Source organism: Pseudomonas sp. SJZ077, assembly GCF_007993905.1.
Classification (GTDB): Bacteria; Pseudomonadota; Gammaproteobacteria; order Pseudomonadales; family Pseudomonadaceae; genus Aquipseudomonas; species Aquipseudomonas mandelii.
The window spans coordinates 1-18,016 of sequence record NZ_VIUJ01000026.1 but is presented as its reverse complement, the minus strand read 5'-3'; the positions used below and the strand labels follow the sequence as shown (position 1 = coordinate 18,016).

Annotated in this window: 15 protein-coding genes and 1 pseudogene; 6 read left to right on the top strand and 10 right to left on the bottom strand. The window is 57.8% G+C overall.

The genetic code is table 11. The features are described from left to right. Positions 1 to 138: 138 nt before the first annotated feature. The 10 genes and pseudogenes from FBY01_RS27845 to FBY01_RS27805 all read right to left on the bottom strand — a co-directional run bounded on the left by FBY01_RS27845 (position 139) and on the right by FBY01_RS27805 (position 11,912). Entirely contained in the window at positions 139 to 510 is a 372-nt protein-coding gene (locus tag FBY01_RS27845) for an ethanolamine utilization protein EutQ (RefSeq protein WP_042932004.1), read from the bottom strand. Further along, entirely contained in the window at positions 507 to 1,835 is a 1,329-nt protein-coding gene (locus FBY01_RS27840) for an FAD-binding oxidoreductase (RefSeq protein WP_145310373.1), read from the bottom strand. Before FBY01_RS27840 ends, FBY01_RS27845 begins: the two co-directional genes overlap by 4 nt. Positions 1,836 to 1,845: 10 nt before the next feature. After that, complete coding sequence (locus FBY01_RS27835; protein WP_224795573.1) at positions 1,846 to 3,093, bottom strand: FAD-dependent oxidoreductase; 1,248 nt, start codon at positions 3,091 to 3,093, stop codon at positions 1,846 to 1,848. After that, positions 3,082 to 3,246, bottom strand: a pseudogene (locus FBY01_RS32000) (rubredoxin); the annotation flags it as partial. The gene FBY01_RS27835 and the pseudogene FBY01_RS32000, both read right to left, overlap by 12 nt. Positions 3,247 to 3,251: 5 nt before the next feature. After that, positions 3,252 to 4,697 carry an aldehyde dehydrogenase family protein gene (locus FBY01_RS27830; protein ID WP_010461049.1) on the bottom strand — a complete coding sequence of 482 codons (1,446 nt, stop codon included), beginning with the start codon at positions 4,695 to 4,697 and terminating at the stop codon, positions 3,252 to 3,254. Positions 4,698 to 4,707: 10 nt separating this feature from the next. Continuing rightward, positions 4,708 to 5,898 (bottom strand): aromatic ring-hydroxylating dioxygenase subunit alpha, encoded by a 1,191-nt coding sequence (locus tag FBY01_RS27825; protein WP_154504970.1) that lies wholly within the window; start codon positions 5,896 to 5,898, stop codon positions 4,708 to 4,710. Positions 5,899 to 6,223: 325 nt separating this feature from the next. After that, positions 6,224 to 7,159 carry a LysR substrate-binding domain-containing protein gene (locus tag FBY01_RS27820; protein ID WP_010461053.1) on the bottom strand — a complete coding sequence of 312 codons (936 nt, stop codon included), beginning with the start codon at positions 7,157 to 7,159 and terminating at the stop codon, positions 6,224 to 6,226. 761 nt (positions 7,160 to 7,920) lie between these two features. After that, positions 7,921 to 10,047 (bottom strand): TonB-dependent siderophore receptor, encoded by a 2,127-nt coding sequence (locus tag FBY01_RS27815; protein ID WP_145310371.1) that lies wholly within the window; start codon positions 10,045 to 10,047, stop codon positions 7,921 to 7,923. Between the two features lie 275 nt (positions 10,048 to 10,322). Continuing rightward, positions 10,323 to 10,874: a 3-hydroxyacyl-CoA dehydrogenase family protein gene (locus FBY01_RS27810; protein ID WP_372241904.1), complete on the bottom strand. Its 552-nt coding sequence runs from the start codon at positions 10,872 to 10,874 to the stop codon at positions 10,323 to 10,325. Between the two features lie 162 nt (positions 10,875 to 11,036). Next, a complete protein-coding gene (locus FBY01_RS27805; protein ID WP_010461058.1) occupies positions 11,037 to 11,912 on the bottom strand; it encodes a LysR substrate-binding domain-containing protein in 876 nt (291 codons plus the stop codon). A gap of 143 nt (positions 11,913 to 12,055) precedes the next feature. Here FBY01_RS27805 and FBY01_RS27800 point away from each other — a divergent pair, with 143 nt between their 5' ends. The 6 genes from FBY01_RS27800 to FBY01_RS31995 all read left to right on the top strand — a co-directional run. Continuing rightward, positions 12,056 to 12,406: a RidA family protein gene (locus FBY01_RS27800; RefSeq protein WP_145310369.1), complete on the top strand. Its 351-nt coding sequence runs from the start codon at positions 12,056 to 12,058 to the stop codon at positions 12,404 to 12,406. A 48-nt stretch (positions 12,407 to 12,454) separates the two neighbouring features. Beyond that, positions 12,455 to 13,846 carry an FAD-dependent oxidoreductase gene (locus FBY01_RS27795; protein WP_077749698.1) on the top strand — a complete coding sequence of 464 codons (1,392 nt, stop codon included), beginning with the start codon at positions 12,455 to 12,457 and terminating at the stop codon, positions 13,844 to 13,846. A gap of 303 nt (positions 13,847 to 14,149) precedes the next feature. Beyond that, positions 14,150 to 15,316 carry a 2-aminoethylphosphonate--pyruvate transaminase gene (locus FBY01_RS27790; protein ID WP_077749699.1) on the top strand — a complete coding sequence of 389 codons (1,167 nt, stop codon included), beginning with the start codon at positions 14,150 to 14,152 and terminating at the stop codon, positions 15,314 to 15,316. 265 nt (positions 15,317 to 15,581) lie between these two features. Continuing rightward, entirely contained in the window at positions 15,582 to 16,925 is a 1,344-nt protein-coding gene (locus FBY01_RS27785; protein ID WP_010461067.1) for an MFS transporter, read from the top strand. A 39-nt stretch (positions 16,926 to 16,964) separates the two neighbouring features. Beyond that, on the top strand, positions 16,965 to 17,792 hold the full coding sequence (gene phnX / locus FBY01_RS27780) for a phosphonoacetaldehyde hydrolase (RefSeq protein ID WP_010461068.1): 828 nt from the start codon (positions 16,965 to 16,967) through the stop codon (positions 17,790 to 17,792). Between the two features lie 75 nt (positions 17,793 to 17,867). Then, the coding region (locus FBY01_RS31995) for a hypothetical protein (protein ID WP_178113306.1) at positions 17,868 to 18,016 on the top strand (149 nt) is incomplete at its 3' end.

The window sequence follows — 18,016 nt, the reverse complement described above, 5'->3', positions numbered from 1 at the left end:
AGATACAGGGCGCCGAACGCCTTCGTCAGTCCAAGCACTGAGCAGCCTCGTCAATGATGTGTGCGTGAGATTGCAAGCTGCAACGTTGCCGCCCCACGACATCGCTCTGTTCATTCTGCATTGCTCTGCGCTCCCGACTCAGGATAAACCGTGCCGCTGTTTCCAGTCGCCAGGCTGAACCACATACCCGAACAACGCATGGCCGCCATAGACCAGTTCGGTGCCTTCGGGAATCCACAGCAACTGTCCCGGTTCAACCCGGTACAGCTCACCGTTGGCCTGCAATTCGAAGCAGCCTTCGATGACGAAGATCACCTCGTCATACAGCAGGGTCCACGCCACTTCAGCGCCCTCCCAACGGGCAAAGCCGACCCCGATATTTGGCGATATTTCATTGCTGATCGCACGGGCGACATAAGCGGCACCGGGGGGACCACCACGCTGCGTGAAATCCAAATCATGATGATCGACGCGCAGCACTGGGCCTTTTCCAGTAAAGACCCTACTCATAGCTCACTCCGACTGTTCCAGGCCGCCAGACGGATACGTGAGCGCACACCAAGGCCGAGGAAGGGTTCCGGCGGATTGAGTGAAGGCATGCCCGTCACGGCCTGAATGTCGCGCAGTTGCGCCGAATCGGCACCCACGGCAAGGTCTGCGAGCAAGGTGCCTGAAATGGTGCCCCAGGCCGCGCCGACGCCGTTGTCGCACGCCGAGGCATAGACACCTTTCTCCAGTTCGCCAAAGAAGTTGGTGAAGTTGCGCGAGATGGCGTAGACGCCCCCCCAGGTATGACTGAAAGGGACTTCGGCGAGTTGCGGAAAACGCGCCAGGAACGCTTTTCGGTGATCCTTGCGCACACTGGCGCGCATGGCATCGTTGGTGCTTTGGCCGTACTTGGGAACATGCTTGTAGGTATTGCGGATGATCAAGCGACGATCCTGAGTCATACGCACCGTGGTACCGGCGTGGTCTGCCGGGGTCAGACCCCAATCGAATTGACCGCCATAGACCGCCAACTCGGCATCGGTCAGTGGACGAGTCCAACTGGCAAAGGTCATCACCGGCAACAGACGATTACGCAGGAAACCGAACTCTTGAGTGAAAATGCTGGTGCCAAGCAATAACTGCGCGGTGCGAATCCGGCCCTGAGCGCCATGTAGAATCCATCCGCCTTGGCCGTCTCGCTCCAAGCGCTGGATCGGTGATTCCTCAAGCAGCTCGACATTACTCGGCAGTGAGCGGCCCAGGCCATTGACCAGCGCTGCCGGCTGCATCAAGTAGCAACCAGGGGTGTAGATCGCACCACTGTAATGGCTGCTGCCAACCACCTGAGCCAACTCCGCGCGTTCGACCCGACGGAACGGCTCACCGAGCTCGCTCATCAAGTGTTCGAAATGATCCAGATAAGCCAGGCCGCGAGGACCTACCGCGCCTTGATACTTGCCGGCATGGGACCATTGGCAATCGATTCCATGGGTTTGAATCAATCCCTGCAACTGGGCGATGGCAGCGCGATTGAGTGCGAGCAAACGCTGTTTGTGCGCCGGGTCCGGATGTTCCAATGCAAATTTGTGTGGCAGGTCGATGACAAAACCCGAGTTGCGTCCAGAGGCACCATAAGCGACGCGCTGGGCATCGACCAGCAGGATTCGGGCCTCAGGACAGAGCTCGGCCAATCGGCGGGCCGCGGCCAAGCCAGCGAAGCCGGCGCCGATCACGGTGTAGTCGGCGCGCTGTTCACCCTCCAACCGCCTGCAAGGTGGTTGCTCAGGCAAGGCGGCATACCAGCCACAGCTGGCATCGTCATGGGGAAGGTTGATTGTATTTTTCATGGTGCTGCCCTCAGGCCATGGCCCGTTGAGCGTTCTGACAGGACTGCAGCAATGTATTGCGCTGCAATTGTGCTTGGCGACCGAGCAGGACAAACCCGCAAAGTGCCCCCTCGATGTCGTAATAACTGGCGCTTAGGCCATCGGCAGTCGGCGTGCATTGCCACTCCCCGGCGACGCCGACGGCAGGTGGAAGCAGGCACAGTGGCGCCGCCGGGGTCTTCACGGTGACTGGCATCAATGGATAGCTGACGTTGGTAGGCTGGCCGAGCAAGGTCTTGCACAGTGCCTGAATACCTTGGTTGATGGGTGCCAGGTACGGGAGCAATTGGCCGTCGATTTCGATGCAGTCGCCCAGGGCATAAATGCCCGGTTGCGAAGTCTGCAGTTGGGCGTCCACTTGAATGCCGCGACCAACGACGACCCCGGCGGTCTCGGCCAGGCTCAGGTTGGGACGCAAACCCACGGCGGACAACACCAGGTCGGCTTCAAGGCTTTGGCCATCGGCCAGGGTCAGGTGATAGCCGTCTTCAGTCTGCTCAATACGTTTCAGGGTGTTCTCCAGATACCAGCTCACCCCCAGCTCGCTCAAGGCGAATTGCAGCCGCCGTCCGGCCTGCGCCGGCAGCAGACGCTCCATCGGCCAATGGCCGAGGCCAATGACGCTGACGGCAAAGCCACTGCCTGCCAAATCGTTGGCGAACTCACAGCCGATCAGGCCGTCACCCAGGATTGCCACTCGCCGCACGCCCACCAGGCGTTCACGCAAGCGCTGGTAATCGTGCAGATTGTTGACACTGAGTAATGCCGCAGTCTCACCCTCGATCGGCAATCGGATGCTCTGCGCACCGCTGGCCAGTACCAATTGGCCATACTCCATCTCACCGAAATTGGTGTGCAGGCGCTGCCTCGCGCTGTCGATACGCGTCACCGTACAGTGCGGATAGACGCGGATATTCAAGCGCTTTTCGATCGCCAGCGGCGCCTCACCGGACAATGCCTCAGCGCTCTTGCCCTGTGCCAGGCCAATGGACAGCGCTGGCTTGGAATACAAGTGGCCAGACTCTTGAGTCAGCACGCGGATCTCGACCTTGGGGTCGACCTTGCGCAACGCCTGGGCCAGACCGTAACCGGCATAGCCACTGCCGATGATGACGATCGGCTGACGTGGCAGTGTGGCCGGTGGCGGCGATTGCAGCTGCACTGCAGGCACTACCGGCGCACTGACGGCAGCGGTTACCGGCTCACTGATATCCAACATCTCGAAATCGCTTTTGCCGACGCCACACTCGGGGCATTTCCAGTCTTCTGGCACATCCTCCCAACGCGTGCCAGCGATGATGCCGTCCTGCGGCCAACCGAGGGCCTCGTCGTAGATCAGCCCACAGACCACACAAAGCCAAGTCTTGAACATGTTGCTCACTCCCCTGCTACGCGGATCGCCACGTTCTTGGTACGCACGTAGCTGTACAAGGCCTCCTGCCCTTTTTCCCGGCCAAAACCGGACAGGCCGACACCGCCAAACGGGGTTTCAATTCCACCGGCATACCACTCGTTCACAAACACTTGGCCAGCTTTCAGGCGACGGGTGCAACGCATGGCGCGACTGATGTCCTGGGTGAACACACCCGCGACCAGGCCAAAAGCGGTTCCATTGGCGATCGCGATCGCCTCTTCTTCGCTGTCGAACGGGATCACCGCCAACACAGGACCGAAGACCTCTTCCTGGGCGATGCACATATCGGGGCTCACGTCGCGGAACACGGTCGGCCGCATAAAGTACCCGGCACGGTCACTGAACCCCTCACCGCCAGTGGCCGCTACTGCGCCCTCTTCAATGGCGCGCCGACACAAAGCTTCGATCCCTGCCAGTTGCCCGGCACTGACCACTGGTGTGAGGTCGGGGTTGTCGTGGCCGACGCCCACGCTAAGACCTTCGGCCAAGGCGACAACAGACTCGACGACCTCTTCATAAATTTCACGCTGCACCAGCAGGCGCGACATGGCAGAGCACACCTGTCCGGCGTTGAAGAAAATACCGCCCTTGACGCTGGCAAGCAGTTGTTCGCGATCCGCATCGGCGAAAGCAATCGCGGCCGACTTGCCACCCAACTCCATAACGCTGGGGATGGCATGTTCGGCGGCATCGCGCAGAATCGATTGACCGGTCGGCACTGAGCCGGTGAAGACAATCTGATCGACATCACGATGGCCAACCAGGTGCGCGCCAACCTCACGGCCACGACCGCAAATCAGGTTGACCGCGCCCTTAGGCAACCCGGCCTTGGCAACAGCGCGGATCAGCACGCACATCCCCAAAGGCGACAGCTCGGGCGATTTGATCACCACCGCATTGCCAGCCGCCAACGCCGGTGCAAGCGAGCGGGCACAGATCGAAACCGGGAAGTTCCACGGTACGATTTGCGCGGACACGCCCATCGGGTCATACAGGGTGAAATCCATGTAGCCATTGCCCAATGGAATCGAAGTGCCTTCGATCTTGTCAGCCATGCCTGCGTAGTATTCGAAGTAGCGTGCAGCCTCGACGAACTCATCTTTGGCATCGTTGAGGCTCTTGCCGTTTTCCTGGCACAACACCCAGGCGCCCTCTTCGGCCACGGCGCGGATTTCTTCGGCAATGCGCAGCAACCAAGTGACCCGCTGCGCCGGACGAACGCGGGTCAACTCACCGCTATCGGCGCAACGACGAGCCGCCCGCACGGCATGCTCGGCATCATCGACAGTAGCCTGGGCGATAGTCGCCAGTGGCTGGCCGGTGCCTGGATTGTTCACCGACAGCTGCTGCGGGCTATCAAGCCATTCACCATCGATGTAATTGAGCCAATGGGATGCTATTGAATACATGCTCATTTCCTCAGGCGTCCGGTACGGTGGCTAGCAACTGACGCGCAGCCCACTGATGGAAAAAGTGCGTTGGAACGTCCATCTCTGGCGAGAAGGCACCACCTTTGTAACCAGGGGAGTGACGGCCTTTCTGCATGCCTTCGACCGAACTGATGTCTTCGGCAAATACCACTTTCCAGGATTCCAGAATGGCGTTACGGCAGGCGGCGTATTCATCACCCAGAGCCTCGTCCCCAACATAGAACAGGCGCAGGTGTTCAATGGTGCGACCCGGTGCTACGGGCTCCAATTGCATGGCGAACGCATGATCGGCCTGGATGCCGAGTAGTACGTTGGGGAAGAAAGCTACGTATTCGGCATTGCGAAGGCGGTCTTGTGGCCAGCTTGGAAATTTGGGCAAGTGCGTACCGGCCACATCGGACAGGTTGTAGGCATAGCTGCCTTGACCAGCGAAATGCTCGTCAAACAGGATGTTGTAGTGATCCTCCAGGCGCGAATACGAGTTCAGGCTCGGGTGCACCCACGGCAGGTGATAGGCTTCGCAGTAGTTCTCGACGGCCAACTTCCAATTGCAGTTGATATCCAATGTGGTCGCGTCATGACCCGGACGGCGGCGCAGCTGACTCATACCGTCCTCGCCAAGGAACTGCGTCCAGCGCGCGGTCAAGGGAGCAAGCATTTCTTCGAGCGGCTGTGCGTCACCCGACAGATTGATGAACACCATGTCCATCCAGATGGCGCTGTTGATTGCTTTCAAACCGTGCTTTTCGCAAGCAAAACGCTCGTCCTTGTGCTTATCAATACCGCCGACATGCGGAGTGCCACGCAAGGCACCATTGAGGTCATAAGTCCAGGAGTGGTAGGGACAACGAATAACGCCCTGTACTTCACCTTCTTCCTGCACCAGCTTCATGCCGCGGTGGCTGCAGACGTTATGGAAGACCTGCACCAGGCCTTCGCGGTTGCGCATCAGCAGCAATGGCAGCCCCATGAAGTCGACAGGCTTGACCGAGCCGTTCTTGGTCAGGTCGCTGGCGAACCCGACACACGCCCAGGTCTTACCCATCACCTGGTCGCGTTCCAATTCGAAGTAGTGATGATTGGTATAGAACTCGTTGCTCAACCCGGTGGCTTGATGAATCGGGTTAAGTACAGTTTCCAGATGATGCACAGGAATTTGTTGCAAGGCGGTATTGCTCATTATTGTTTTCCCCTGCTGGGCACGGTGTGAAATGTTCGGCAGGCTCACTGGCCATCGTCCGTTGGCAGTGAGTTTCGAGAAATAGAGCATTGTTCGACAAACGATATTTACGTCACCATTTATGACTTTTAATCATCAATTCAAACACGCCAGATTCATGCATCAGAGCGACACACGGGCTTTCAAAAGATCGTCGATCAACGCTTTCAGGCAGTGGGAATGGAGCAAATTTTGATGATGCACAAAGAGGGGGGAGGCAGTGGAGCCATAGTGCAACCGTGCCGCAGGCTGCCCACCTGCGGCATGTTTTATTTAAGAACGGTATCTACTCGCTGGAACCGAATTCTGAGTCACTTAGCGTCGTCGGTAACTGTTCGATCAACCAGGTGCGAAAATATTTAACACTTTGCCGCATCCTCCCCTGGCCCTTCGGCTCTAGCAGGCAGAATTGTGCGTCTGAACTCAATACTGTATCGATCGGCCGCACCAAAGCACCGGTTTGCAGGTGATTGTCGACCAGGTTCGACCAAGCCAAAGCGATACCCTGCCCACTGAGTGCCGATTGGATCAGCATGGAGTAACTGTTGATATTGATCCGGCGCCTTGGCTCAATGCTCTTTAGCCCGAGACGCTGGAACCACTCAGTCCAACCAATCCAGTCACGCTGCGGATCTTCTAACCATAACCAGGTGCAATCAGCCAATTGCTCAGGCGTTTTCAGCTCAGGGTATTTTGACAGGTAGCCCGGGCTGCAGACCGGGAACACCTCTTCCGAAAACAGTGGCGTTACCTGCATGTCTTGCGGTGGGGTTCGGCAGTAGTACAACGCCAAGTCACAATCGAGTCGTGAGAAGTCCTTTACTTGATCGTAGGCGATAATGCGCAGATCAATGTCTTCGTTATTGCTCTGAAACTCAGACACCTTGGGTAGCAACCAGAGTGAAGCCATCGCGGAACTGGTGGCCACTGTGACCTGCTGCGCGCCCTGCCAGTGGCGAATTTCACCTGTCGCATGGGCTACCTGCATTAGTGATGCTCGCACCGTTTCATAGTACTGGCTGGCGGTTGGGCTAAGGTGGATCGAGCGCGTGGTGCGCTCGAACAAAGTCTTTCCCAGATAGTTCTCGAGCAGACGCACTTGCCGACTGATCGCCCCTTGGGTGACATTCAGTTCCTGTGCTGCCAGCGTAAAACTCAAATGGCGCGCAGCCGCTTCAAATGCTACCAGACTGTTGAGTGGCGGTAGAGGATGGATTTTCATGCCGGCAAGGTCACATCTTTATTGTGATTTTATTGGACCATTCTAGTCCCTGCCACCCAACGATGACAGCGTAAAGTCGCGGCATACACCACGTGCTCAGCCAATATCTCTTCGCGTGCCAGTCCGGCAATGATGGCCGCCCGATTCGGGGACCTTCGGTTACTACCGTCATACAATTCTGCACGTTGGGCACGCTATCAATTTCTACCAGGGCACTCGAAGCAAGCGCCCATCATGCCGTAGGCCCCTTGTGCTGCCGGTTATAAGGATGGTGCGTGACGAAATCTTGCCGGCCGCCAGAAGTGCTGCAGCAACGGCCTCCCCCACAGGGACATGAAAAGCATCGCCGTCGATCAACCAGTACCGTGGTCCGGTCCGGGCGACGCTGGAATGGATGCAGTGTGGGCCGTGAATGATCCACCAGTCCGGGCAGCGGCGTACGTTTGCTCTGGGGGGGCATCGTGCAATTGCGCTAACTGAGTTTCCAGCGTGTCACCCCGCGCCTGCTGAGTAACTACACCACGCTGCGCTTCGGCCAGTTCCGCTGCTGCAACGCTCCCTCGCTTCGGCGCTTGCTTGGAGTGCTTGGTACATCTGGCCATTCAGGAGCTGGATGTAATCCAACTCCAAATTTGCGCACGGCCTAAAACGCCTTAACCTGCAATTGTCGTCAATGCGGGCGGAACGAACTCTACCGCTGGGGCACATCGCCTCACCTCCCGCGTTACCGCGGAAGACTCGGCGTGCACCAGCACTGCACGCTACAAGGTGTAGGAAATGCCAACTTGTACTGTTCGCGGCGCGCCCGGATAGGCATAGACGTTACCGAATGCGCCTTCTTCATAGTCACGATCAAACAGGTTTTTCACGTCAAGATTGAGCCGCACCTTGTCATTGATCTTGTAGAAGCTGAGCAAATCGACAACGGTGTAGCTGCCCATCGAAAACGCGGTGTTGGCGGTTTGCCCGGCGCGCTCGTCGACGTACTTGAGCCCGGTTCCCAAGCCCAACCCCTTGAGGGTGCCATCCTGGAACTCATACATATTCAACAGGCTGAAGCTGTTTTTCGGGATGTTCAGCAGGCGCGTGCCGGAGCGCAGCACGTTGTCTTTGGTCACTTCGGCATCGACATAGGCGTAGCCGCCAATCACGCGCCATTCGGGCGTGAGGTTGCCGGCAACGTTGAGGTCGAAACCACGGCTGCGCACCTCGCCGGCCGCAACGCTGAAGGTCGAATCAACAGGGTCGGTGGTCAAAACGTTGCGTTTCTCGATCTGATAGATCGCCGCATCGACACTCAACTGCTGATCCAGCGCTTCCCACTTGATACCCATTTCGTAAGACTTGCCCTTCTCCGGCGCAAACCCGCCGCCCTCGCGGCTTGCGCCGGTGTTGGGCTTAAAGGAGCGCGCAGTGTCGGCATAGACCGCCAATGTCTCGGTCAGGTCGTAGGTCACGCCGATGCGCGGGGTCACCGCGTTGTCACTGGCCTGCCAACTCTTGCCGCCCGGCACGAAGGTTTCGTAGTCATGTTCGAAGCGTTCGAAACGCGCCCCGGCCAGCACCTTCAATTTGTCGGTCAATGCCACCTGATCCTGCACGAACGCTGCATACGTCTTGAGGTTTTCCTTGTCATGAGTCGGCGTGCGAGTCAGCGCCGGACGCTGCTGGCCGTACACCGGGTCGAAGATGTCGATCGGGTACGCGCCGACCGCACCGCTGGAGCGTTGAATAATCGACTTGTAGTCGTAATCTTCGTACTCGATACCGGTGAGCAACGTGTGCTGCAAACCAGCGGTATCGAAATGGCCGGTCAGATTGAGTTGGGTGTCCTTGTCGGTCCACTCCAGCTTGCGATAGTTGAAGTTGCGCCCCAGGGTGCGGCCGTCATCGGCAATACCGTTGGCCTCGACCGCGTTGCCCTTGAGCGATCCGTCGAGCCACTGGAAACCGCCCCCCAGCGTCCAGTCGTCGTTGAGCATGTGTTCGAAACGCAGTTGCGCCATGTTGTTGTCGTTGTGCAATTTGCCAACGTCTTTTTCGCCGAAAAAGCTGTCGCGGGAGGCGGTGCCAATCTGTTTGGCGTAACGCGTAACGCCTCGATCCAGAGGCGCGTTGTTGCGCATGAAGTCGCCTTCGAAAATGAGCTTGGTCGCATCGGTTGCCTGCCACGTCAGCACCGGAGTGATACCGTAGCGTTCGGTTTCGACATGATCGCGGAAGGTGTCGCCGCCCTCGCCCACTACGTTCAGTCGATAGGCCAGGCGCCCTTCTTCGTCGAGCGGGCCGGAAGCGTCCAGCGTGCCGCGTTTCATGCCCTGATCGTTGAGTTGACTGCCCAGGGTGACGGTGCGCTCGGGCAACGGCTGTTTGGAAACCACGTTGAAGGTGCCGCCAGGATCACCCCGACCGTAGAGCATGGTGGCCGGGCCGCGCAGCACTTCGAGTCGCTCAATCGTGTTGGCATCCGGCATGTTCGGATAGCCACGGTTGATCGGAAAACCGTTGCGATAAAACTCGCCAGTGGTGAAGCCTCGAACGGTAAACGTGGTCAGGCCCTGCCCACCGAAATTGTTCGCCCGCCCCACGCCCCCGGCGTAGTCCAGCGCTTCCTGCAAACGGGTGGCGCCCAGATCCTCGACTGCATCCTTCGAGACCACACTGATCGATTGCGGGGTTTCATGGATCGACGTGTCGGTACGCGTGGCGCTGGCCGAGCGCGTTGCCCGATAACCCTGAACCGGGCCGTCCGCCCTCTCGTAATTCGCAGTACCGATAACATCGGTTGCGTCCAGCTCAAGCGTTGAGGGAGCTACATCCGTTTGTTCAGCCCACGAGGAAGACGACAACGCTTGCAGTACACAAATGGAAAACAGGGTTCGACGCATGGAGAGGAAAACCTTAACGAATAGGCCAATACAGAGGGTGCAACCGCCAAAAACCAAGCGAGCATGCTATATAAAACCATTCGCAATTAACACTAATTCCCATTCACGCACGAAAAAATAGTTACCGAACAACTCATCACGTCATTCGGACAATTGCCGTTTGTGGCTTGGGTTTGCCGAGAGGTGCGCCGACACTGATGCGGCCCTCGACGCGGTCAAGGACGTCTGACTCAACATGGCCCCGGCGGGCTCGGTCAGCGGCCGGGGCTTTCTCGTCAATAAGCGTGGAAGGTCTTGCGTTGAGTCATGAACGCCGAGAGCGCCCTGCCCGACTCGGGGTTGTAGCGCTTAAGCGCCTTCGCCACATAACCGAGCCCTGTCTGGTCGGCATAGTAGGTCAACCCGCCCTTGTAACGCGGGAAGCGGTAGCCATGAACCCATACCAGATCGATATCAGCAGGGTGCTCCACAATATCGTTGTCGAGCAACCAGGCAGCCTCGTTGATCATCGCAAACAGGCAGCGTTCTTCGATTTCCTGATCAGAGATGCTACGGGGCGCAATATTCCATTGCTGGCGATGCTGCTCCAACAATTGCGCCAGCCATGAATCCGGCACAGCCTGGCGGCTGCCCGGCGCATAGCAATAAAACCCAAGCCCGGTTTTTTGCCCATGCCGTCCTGCCGCATACAATTTATCGATCCAATCGCAGCGTTGCTCACGCTCGCTCAGCTCCAACAGACGCCCCTGGCGGTTGCGCCAGGCGACATCCACACCGGCCATATCACGCAGTTCAAAGGGGCCGATGGGGAAGCCAAACGCACGCATCACCCGGTCGACATGCGGCTGATATTTGAACCCCTCATCGCTGGCAACCAGTGCGGTCGCAAGAACAGAAACGTTTTACGTATCGATCAGGTATGTAACGCGAAGGCATTGATCTTTTAATGGGTGACGTTGCCGGATAGCATCCACATCGAACCCCATACTTCATTCAGCCAATCTCTCTCGAACCATCTCAAAAAAGGTCGTCAGGATGCGCCGGGAACTCTGTGCGCGCAGGCAAACCAGTGTCTCGGTGAAGCGTCGCTGACTATCGACGATAGGCAACCCGCGAAGCCGCGAGTCGAAGCCAAGCTCGGTCGCCGAGACAACACCTACGCCCATACCTATCGCCACGGCTTCGCGCGCGGCTTCACGGCCTTCCACTTCGATCGCCTTGCGGATGCGCAAGCCCGCGGTTGCCATCTCTTCCTCAAGGCACAGGCGCGTCACTGAGCCTTTTTCGCGCAGGACCAGCGGCGTGTCGTGCAGATCGCCAAGGCTGATGGATTCGCGTTGCGCCCAGGGATGGTCAAGCGCGACGAACGCGAGCATCGGATCGCTACGCAGGGGCAGCGACAGCAGTCGGTCGTCTTCGATATTGCGCCCCAGCAGAGCAATGTCGGCCTGATGGCCGAACAACCGCTGCAACACTTCATCGGTATTGGCGGTTTCAATCTTCACATCGATACCGGGATAACGACTGCAAAAGCGTGCGACATAGGGCAGCACATGCACCGGCGCATCCACAGCGAGGTTCAAGGTTCCCGTGGACAGGGTGCGGTAGTCCATCAGCATGTCGTGGGCATCGACACTGATATCAAACAAGCGCCGGGTCAGGCCGAACAACCGCTCGCCCACTTCAGTCAGGCGTACCAGACGCTTGTCGCGGTAGAACACCATCACCCCGTAGTAATCCTCAAGCTTGCGAACCTGGTCGGACACCGCCGGTTGAGACAGGCAGAGCTGCTCTGCCGCGCGGGTAAAACTTCCGTTGATAGCGACAGCGTGGAACGCCTTGAGTTGAGTATGGGAAATCGTCATCGGGGAAGCCTCAGCATAGGTTCAGCTTATTCATGCATACGTTAAATCGATTTTATTTATAAACGATGAACTGCAAGCATGGTTTTCACAAGCCCCGACCAGTGTTCGAACACTGCGCCCTCCTATCAACCTGGGAATGCTTAATGGAAATCGAACGTTTCACAGCCGTAACACGCCGCTCGGACATGGTCCGGTACGACAACCACCTCTACATCGGAGGCCAGGTTGCCAGCGACCTCAGGGGCGATATCGAGGAACAGACCCACGAGGTGCTCGCCGGTATCGAGCAGCTATTGCTCAGTGCCGGCAGCAGCCGCAAGCAGGTGCTTTCGGTGCGTATCCTGCTCGCCCATCGCGAGGACTATGCAGGGCTCAACAAAGTCTGGGACGCGTTCTTTCCCGAAGGCCATGCCCCCACACGAGCTTGCACCCTGGCGGATTTGATCGACCCCGGTTGGCGCGTGGAAATGATCGTGGTCGCCGCATGCGGCTGATTGCTTCCTGAAACCCTGCCCTCAAACCGCTCCAACGGAGATGACCTCATGCGCCCCTACTGGCTCGATCAGGCCCTTAAAACTCAACCCGACTCGCCCTGCCCGCCGCTGCGGCAGAACACCCGCGCCGATGTCTGCATTGTCGGTGGTGGTTACACCGGTTTGTGGACCGCGATCATGCTCAAAGAACAGAATCCCGAGCTGGACGTGGTCATCGTCGAAGCCGACATCTGCGGTGCCGGTGCCAGTGGGCGCAACGGCGGCTGCGCACTGTCCTGGTCGGCCAAGTACTTCACCCTGGAACGCTTGTTCGGCGTCGAGGAGGCAATACGCCTGGTCAAGGAATCGGAGCAGAGCATTTACGCCATCGGCAGCTTTTGCGAGAAGTACGCAGTTGATGCCGATTACCGTCTCGATGGCACGCTTTACACGGCAACTAACCGCGCTCAGGTCGGTTCGACCGACGGGGTGATCGCCGCGCTGGAGCGCAATGGCATCAACTCTTTCTCCAAATGCGCGCTAGCTGACGTACAGCGTATGGCGGGTTCAACCCGACACGTTGAAGGCTGGTTCTCGCCGGCGGCAGCCAGTGTGCAACCGGGCAAGCTGGTGCGTGGTCTGCGTCGAGTCGCAATGGAGTTGGGTGTGCGTATCTACGAAGGCTCGCCAATGACCGGTTTGGAAGAGGGGCTGCCCACCATCGTCAATACGCCGAACGGGAAAGTGACCTGCGATCGTGTCGTGTTGGCGATGAACGCCTGGATGGCCCGTGCCTTTCCACAGTTCTCGCGGTCGGTAGCCATCGTCTCCAGCGACATGATTATTACTGAGCCACGACCTGACCTGCTCGAGCGCATAGGCCTGACCAGCGGGGTCACCGTGCTCGACTCACGTATCTTCGTGCATTACTACCACAACACTCCGGACGGCCGGATCATGCTCGGTAAAGGTGGCAATACCTTCGCTTACGGCGGGCGCATCCTGCCCGTATTCGACCAGCCTTCGCCCTACAAAGGATTGTTGCGCAACACCCTTGCGGAGTTCTTCCCGGACTTTGCCGATGTCGGCATCGCCGCCACCTGGAATGGCCCGTCCGATCGCTCCGTCACCGGGCTACCGTTCTTCGGTCGCATGGGCGCTAGCGGCAACATCTTTTATGGCTTCGGCTATTCCGGCAGCGGCGTCGGTCCGTGTCATATGGGAGGGAAAATCCTCTCATCGCTGGTGTTGGGGATGGACAACCCATGGACACGCTCGCCGCTGGTGCAAGGTCCACTCGGCCATTTTCCACCGGAGCCGATCCGTTACCTGGGCTCGCTGATGGTGCGCAACGCCATTCGCCGTAAGGAGCATGCCGAGGACCACAACCTGCGCCCCCGTCGACTGGATGTGCGTCTGGCGAAGTTCGCCGCGGCGGCTGGCAAGTCAGACAAGGGCTAACGCCTCCATCACGCAGCGAAAACATTACGCTTGCCACTAAAAACCGCCTGGCCATTGGCCGGGCGGTTTTTTTGTTTACAACACAGATGCGTCGCGCCGCCCAGTGGCCTTGATCGCCCAGGGCGCGGCGATCTGAACCGGATAACCATGGAATCGCGATAATAGAGCGCGAGATCCAACGTGCTCACTTATAAGCTCAGCTTGTTATTGACATGTGATAAATCGATTTCAGTTATTTCTAGGCGAGTGTTTTTATTGGCCCATGCATCACTCCTTACAAAAACAACACCGCCGGAGAAGATCATGACCAAAGCTGAATTCCCGACCACACAAGCGCTGGCTACGCCAGCCTTGGGTGAACCTTACCTGCTGACGCCAGGCCCGTTGACCACGTCCAAAGCCACCAAGGAAGCGATGCTGCGCGACTGGGGTTCATGGGATGTTTCCTTCAATCAAGTCACTGCTGAAGTTCGCCAGAACTTGCTCAGCATGGCAGGCATAAAGGACGACAGCTTCGTCTGCGTGCCTTTGCAAGGCAGCGGCAGCTATTCGGTGGAGGCTGCTTTAGCCACTGCCATCCCTAGAGACGGCAAAGCGCTTGTATTAATGAATGGCGCCTATGGTCAACGCGCCACCAAGACCCTGGAGTATCTGGGTCGCGCGTTTATCACCCTGGACAAAGGGGATTACTTGCCGCCCCAGCCCGAGGAAGTGGACGCCCTGCTCAGGGATAACCCGGACGTCACCAACGTCTTCCTCGTCCATTGCGAAACCAGCTCCGGCATTCTCAATCCGCTGCGCCAAATTGCCGATGTGGTTAAAGCGCATGGCAAGAGTCTGATCATCGATGCGATGAGCTCCTTCGGAGCGGTGCCATTGACGGTCGATGAAATACCTTTCGACGTGGTGGTGTCTTCTGCCAACAAATGCATCGAGGGTATTCCGGGGTTCGGTTTCGTTATCATCCGTCGCTCCGTGATCGAGGCCGCCAAAGGCCGCGCCAATTCACTCAGCCTCGACCTTTACGAGCAGTGGGTTTACATGGAGCGCACTGGCCAATGGCGTTTCACGCCACCGACCCACAGCGTGGTAGCGTTCCATAAAGCCTTGGAGCAACACACTGCCGAAGGCGGCGTGCATGGCCGGTTGGCGCGCTACACCCGCAATCGCGATGTACTCGTCACCGGCATGCGCGAACTTGGCTTTAGAACATTGCTTGAGGACCGTTGGCTGTCGCCAATCATCACCACGTTCTTCAGTCCAGAACATCCAAATTTTGAGTTCAAACGGTTCTACGATGAACTCAAAGCCCGTCAGTTCATCATCTACCCCGGCAAACTGACGGTAGCCGAAAGTTTCCGTATTGGCTGTATCGGCCAGATCGACGAATACATCGTCCACCAGTTGCTGCGCGCCATCGCCGACAGTCTTGTAGCGATGAACGTCGACATGCAACAGCCGACAGGCTGACCGCCCCTTTAAAGGTTCTTGTCAATTCGAGCACAGGTGCAATGGGTAGCACCTTTGGACAGGGATCTTTTTTTAAAACATGGATCCGGTGACTTATCGCTAGGCAATGCCGAGCAGCAGTCAGTGACCGTGGCAATTTAAAACTTAAAGCCTGATGCCATTCACTGCCATCTAATCGATGTCGTGTGCGTGGACAGATTTTCTGTACCGAAAACAAAAACAATTACTTTGCGCTTTCTGGCACCACATACGGGATCAGAACACCATGAACAAGAATGCTACAAGTCCTCTCGCAACCGGCTGGAAATCGCTCCAGCGCTGGCGCGTGCAAATTTTCCTCATCACCTGGGTGGCCTATGCCGCCTTCTACTTTACCCGCAAGGCGTTTTCTGTCGCCAAACTGGGTATTGGCGAAGACCCGAACTTCATCCTCGAAAAGTCCATGATGGCCAATCTGGATGCCCTCTACCTTACCGCGTATGCAGTAGGACAGTTTCTTTGGGGCAACTTCTCTGACCGCTTCGGCCCGAGGGTCGTGGTACTTAGCGGGCTCGTCATTTCCGCGTTAGCTGCGCTACTTATGGGCACTTACGCCACCTTACCGATTTTCGCCTCCTGCATGTTAATCCAGGGCCTGGCTCAGTCCACCGGTTGGTCTGGCCTGTGCAAGAACGTCGGTAGTTTTTTCAGCACTGGCGAACGCGGCCGCGTACTGGGTTACTGGAGCACCTGCTACGCCTTCGGGGGTCTGGTAGCAACACCGTTTGCCGGTTGGTGGGCTTATAACCAGTACCATGACTGGCGCATAGCGTTCATCAGCAGCGCCGTGGTGGTACTGGTTGTAGCGGTATTGTTCTTTTTCCTGCAGCGCAACCAGCCAGAAGATGTCGGCCTGCCTCCCGTCGAGATCGAAATAGAACCCGTCAGCAAGGTCGCAGTTCCGCGCGAAAGTATGTGGGCTGGCTTGCGCACGGTGATGAAAAATCGAACTGTGCTGGTGCTTGGCCTCGCGTATTTCATGCTCAAGCCAGCGCGCTACGCGATCCTCCTGTGGGGGCCAGTCATTATCTACGAACGGATGCCCGAGATTGGCAAAGTGGCATCCGCAATCGTTCCAACGGCTTTTGAACTAGCGGGTCTGGCAGGTCCGATCCTCATCGGTATCGCATCAGACAAGTACTTCGGTGCTCGTCGTATGCCGGCCTGTGTCCTTAGCCTGGTTCTTCTCACCATTTGCCTTGCGCTGTTCGTCCCCGCCATGCAGAGCGGAAGTCTTTACATGGTGGTTGGCCTGCTATTCATGATGGGCCTGACACTCTACGGGCCGGATTCGATGATGAGCGGCTCGGCTGCCATTGATTTCGGCAGTAAGGACGGTGCGGCCTCCGCCGCAGGTTTCGTCAACGGTTGCGGTTCGATAGGGGCGGTCCTCGGCGGCCTGTTACCCGGATATTTCGACACCACCACCATATTCCTGGTGTTCACCGTCGCGGCGCTGCTGGCCAGTTTGATGTTGATTCCATTTTGGAACAGTCGCCCGAAAACGGTGGAAAGCAAGGAGCTGGCCTCAACTCCGGTGCAACCGGTCATTGTCGGCACCAACTCCTGAACCCGAATCAATCACTCACCCATTACTGGAGCAATCATCATGGACTACAAACAACCTTCCCAACTGCAAGCTGTGGTTCTGGACTGGGCGGGCACCGTCGTTGATTTCGGTTCTTTCGCACCGACCCAGATTTTCGTCGAAGCCTTTGCCGAGTTCGGCGTTGCGGTTTCCCTGCAAGAAGCTCGCGGACCGATGGGCATGGGCAAGTGGGACCACATCCGCACGCTGTGCAACGAGCCACAGATTGCCGACCGCTACCATGCCGCCTTCGGTCGGTTGCCAACCGATGATGATGTCACCGCCCTATACGAACGCTTCATGCCGCTGCAGATCGAAAAGATCGCGCTGCACTCGGCGCTGATTCCTGGTGCGCTCGACACCATCAACGGCTTGCGCGACAAGGGCCTGAAAATCGGTTCCTGCTCAGGCTACCCGGCTGTGGTCATGGAGAAAGTCGTAGAGCTGGCACGCAAGAACGGTTATGTCACCGACCACGTGGTGGCGACTGACGAAGTGCCCAATGGACGCCCGCACCCTGCTCAAGCCTTGGCCAACGTGATTGCGCTGGGGATTAGCGACGTCGCCGCGTGCGTAAAGGTCGATGACACCTGGCCCGGCATTCTGGAAGGTCGTAGTGCGGGCATGTGGACCGTGGCGCTGACCTGCTCCGGCAATGCATTGGGCCTGACCTATGAAGAGTTCAAGGATTTATCCCTGGAGGAATTGGCCGAGGAACGCGCGCGCATCGTCAAGATGTTCGAAGGTTCCCGCCCGCACTACCTGATCGACACCATCGTTGATTTGCCGGCGGTCATCGAAGACATCAATGCCCGTCTGGCACGTGGCGAAACCCCTCAGGGCTCTTGAGCCTGTAGCGCTTGTGCAACTGACAGTGGCCGTCCCAAGGACGGCCACAACCAAAAACTACAAGAGAACGCCATCATGAACTACGCCCACCCTGGTACTCCCGGTGCCATCGTATCCTTCAAGTCCCGTTACGGTAACTACATCGGCGGCGAGTTCGTCGCGCCTGTCAAAGGTCAGTACTTCACCAATACCTCGCCAGTGAATGGCCAACCGATTGCCGAATT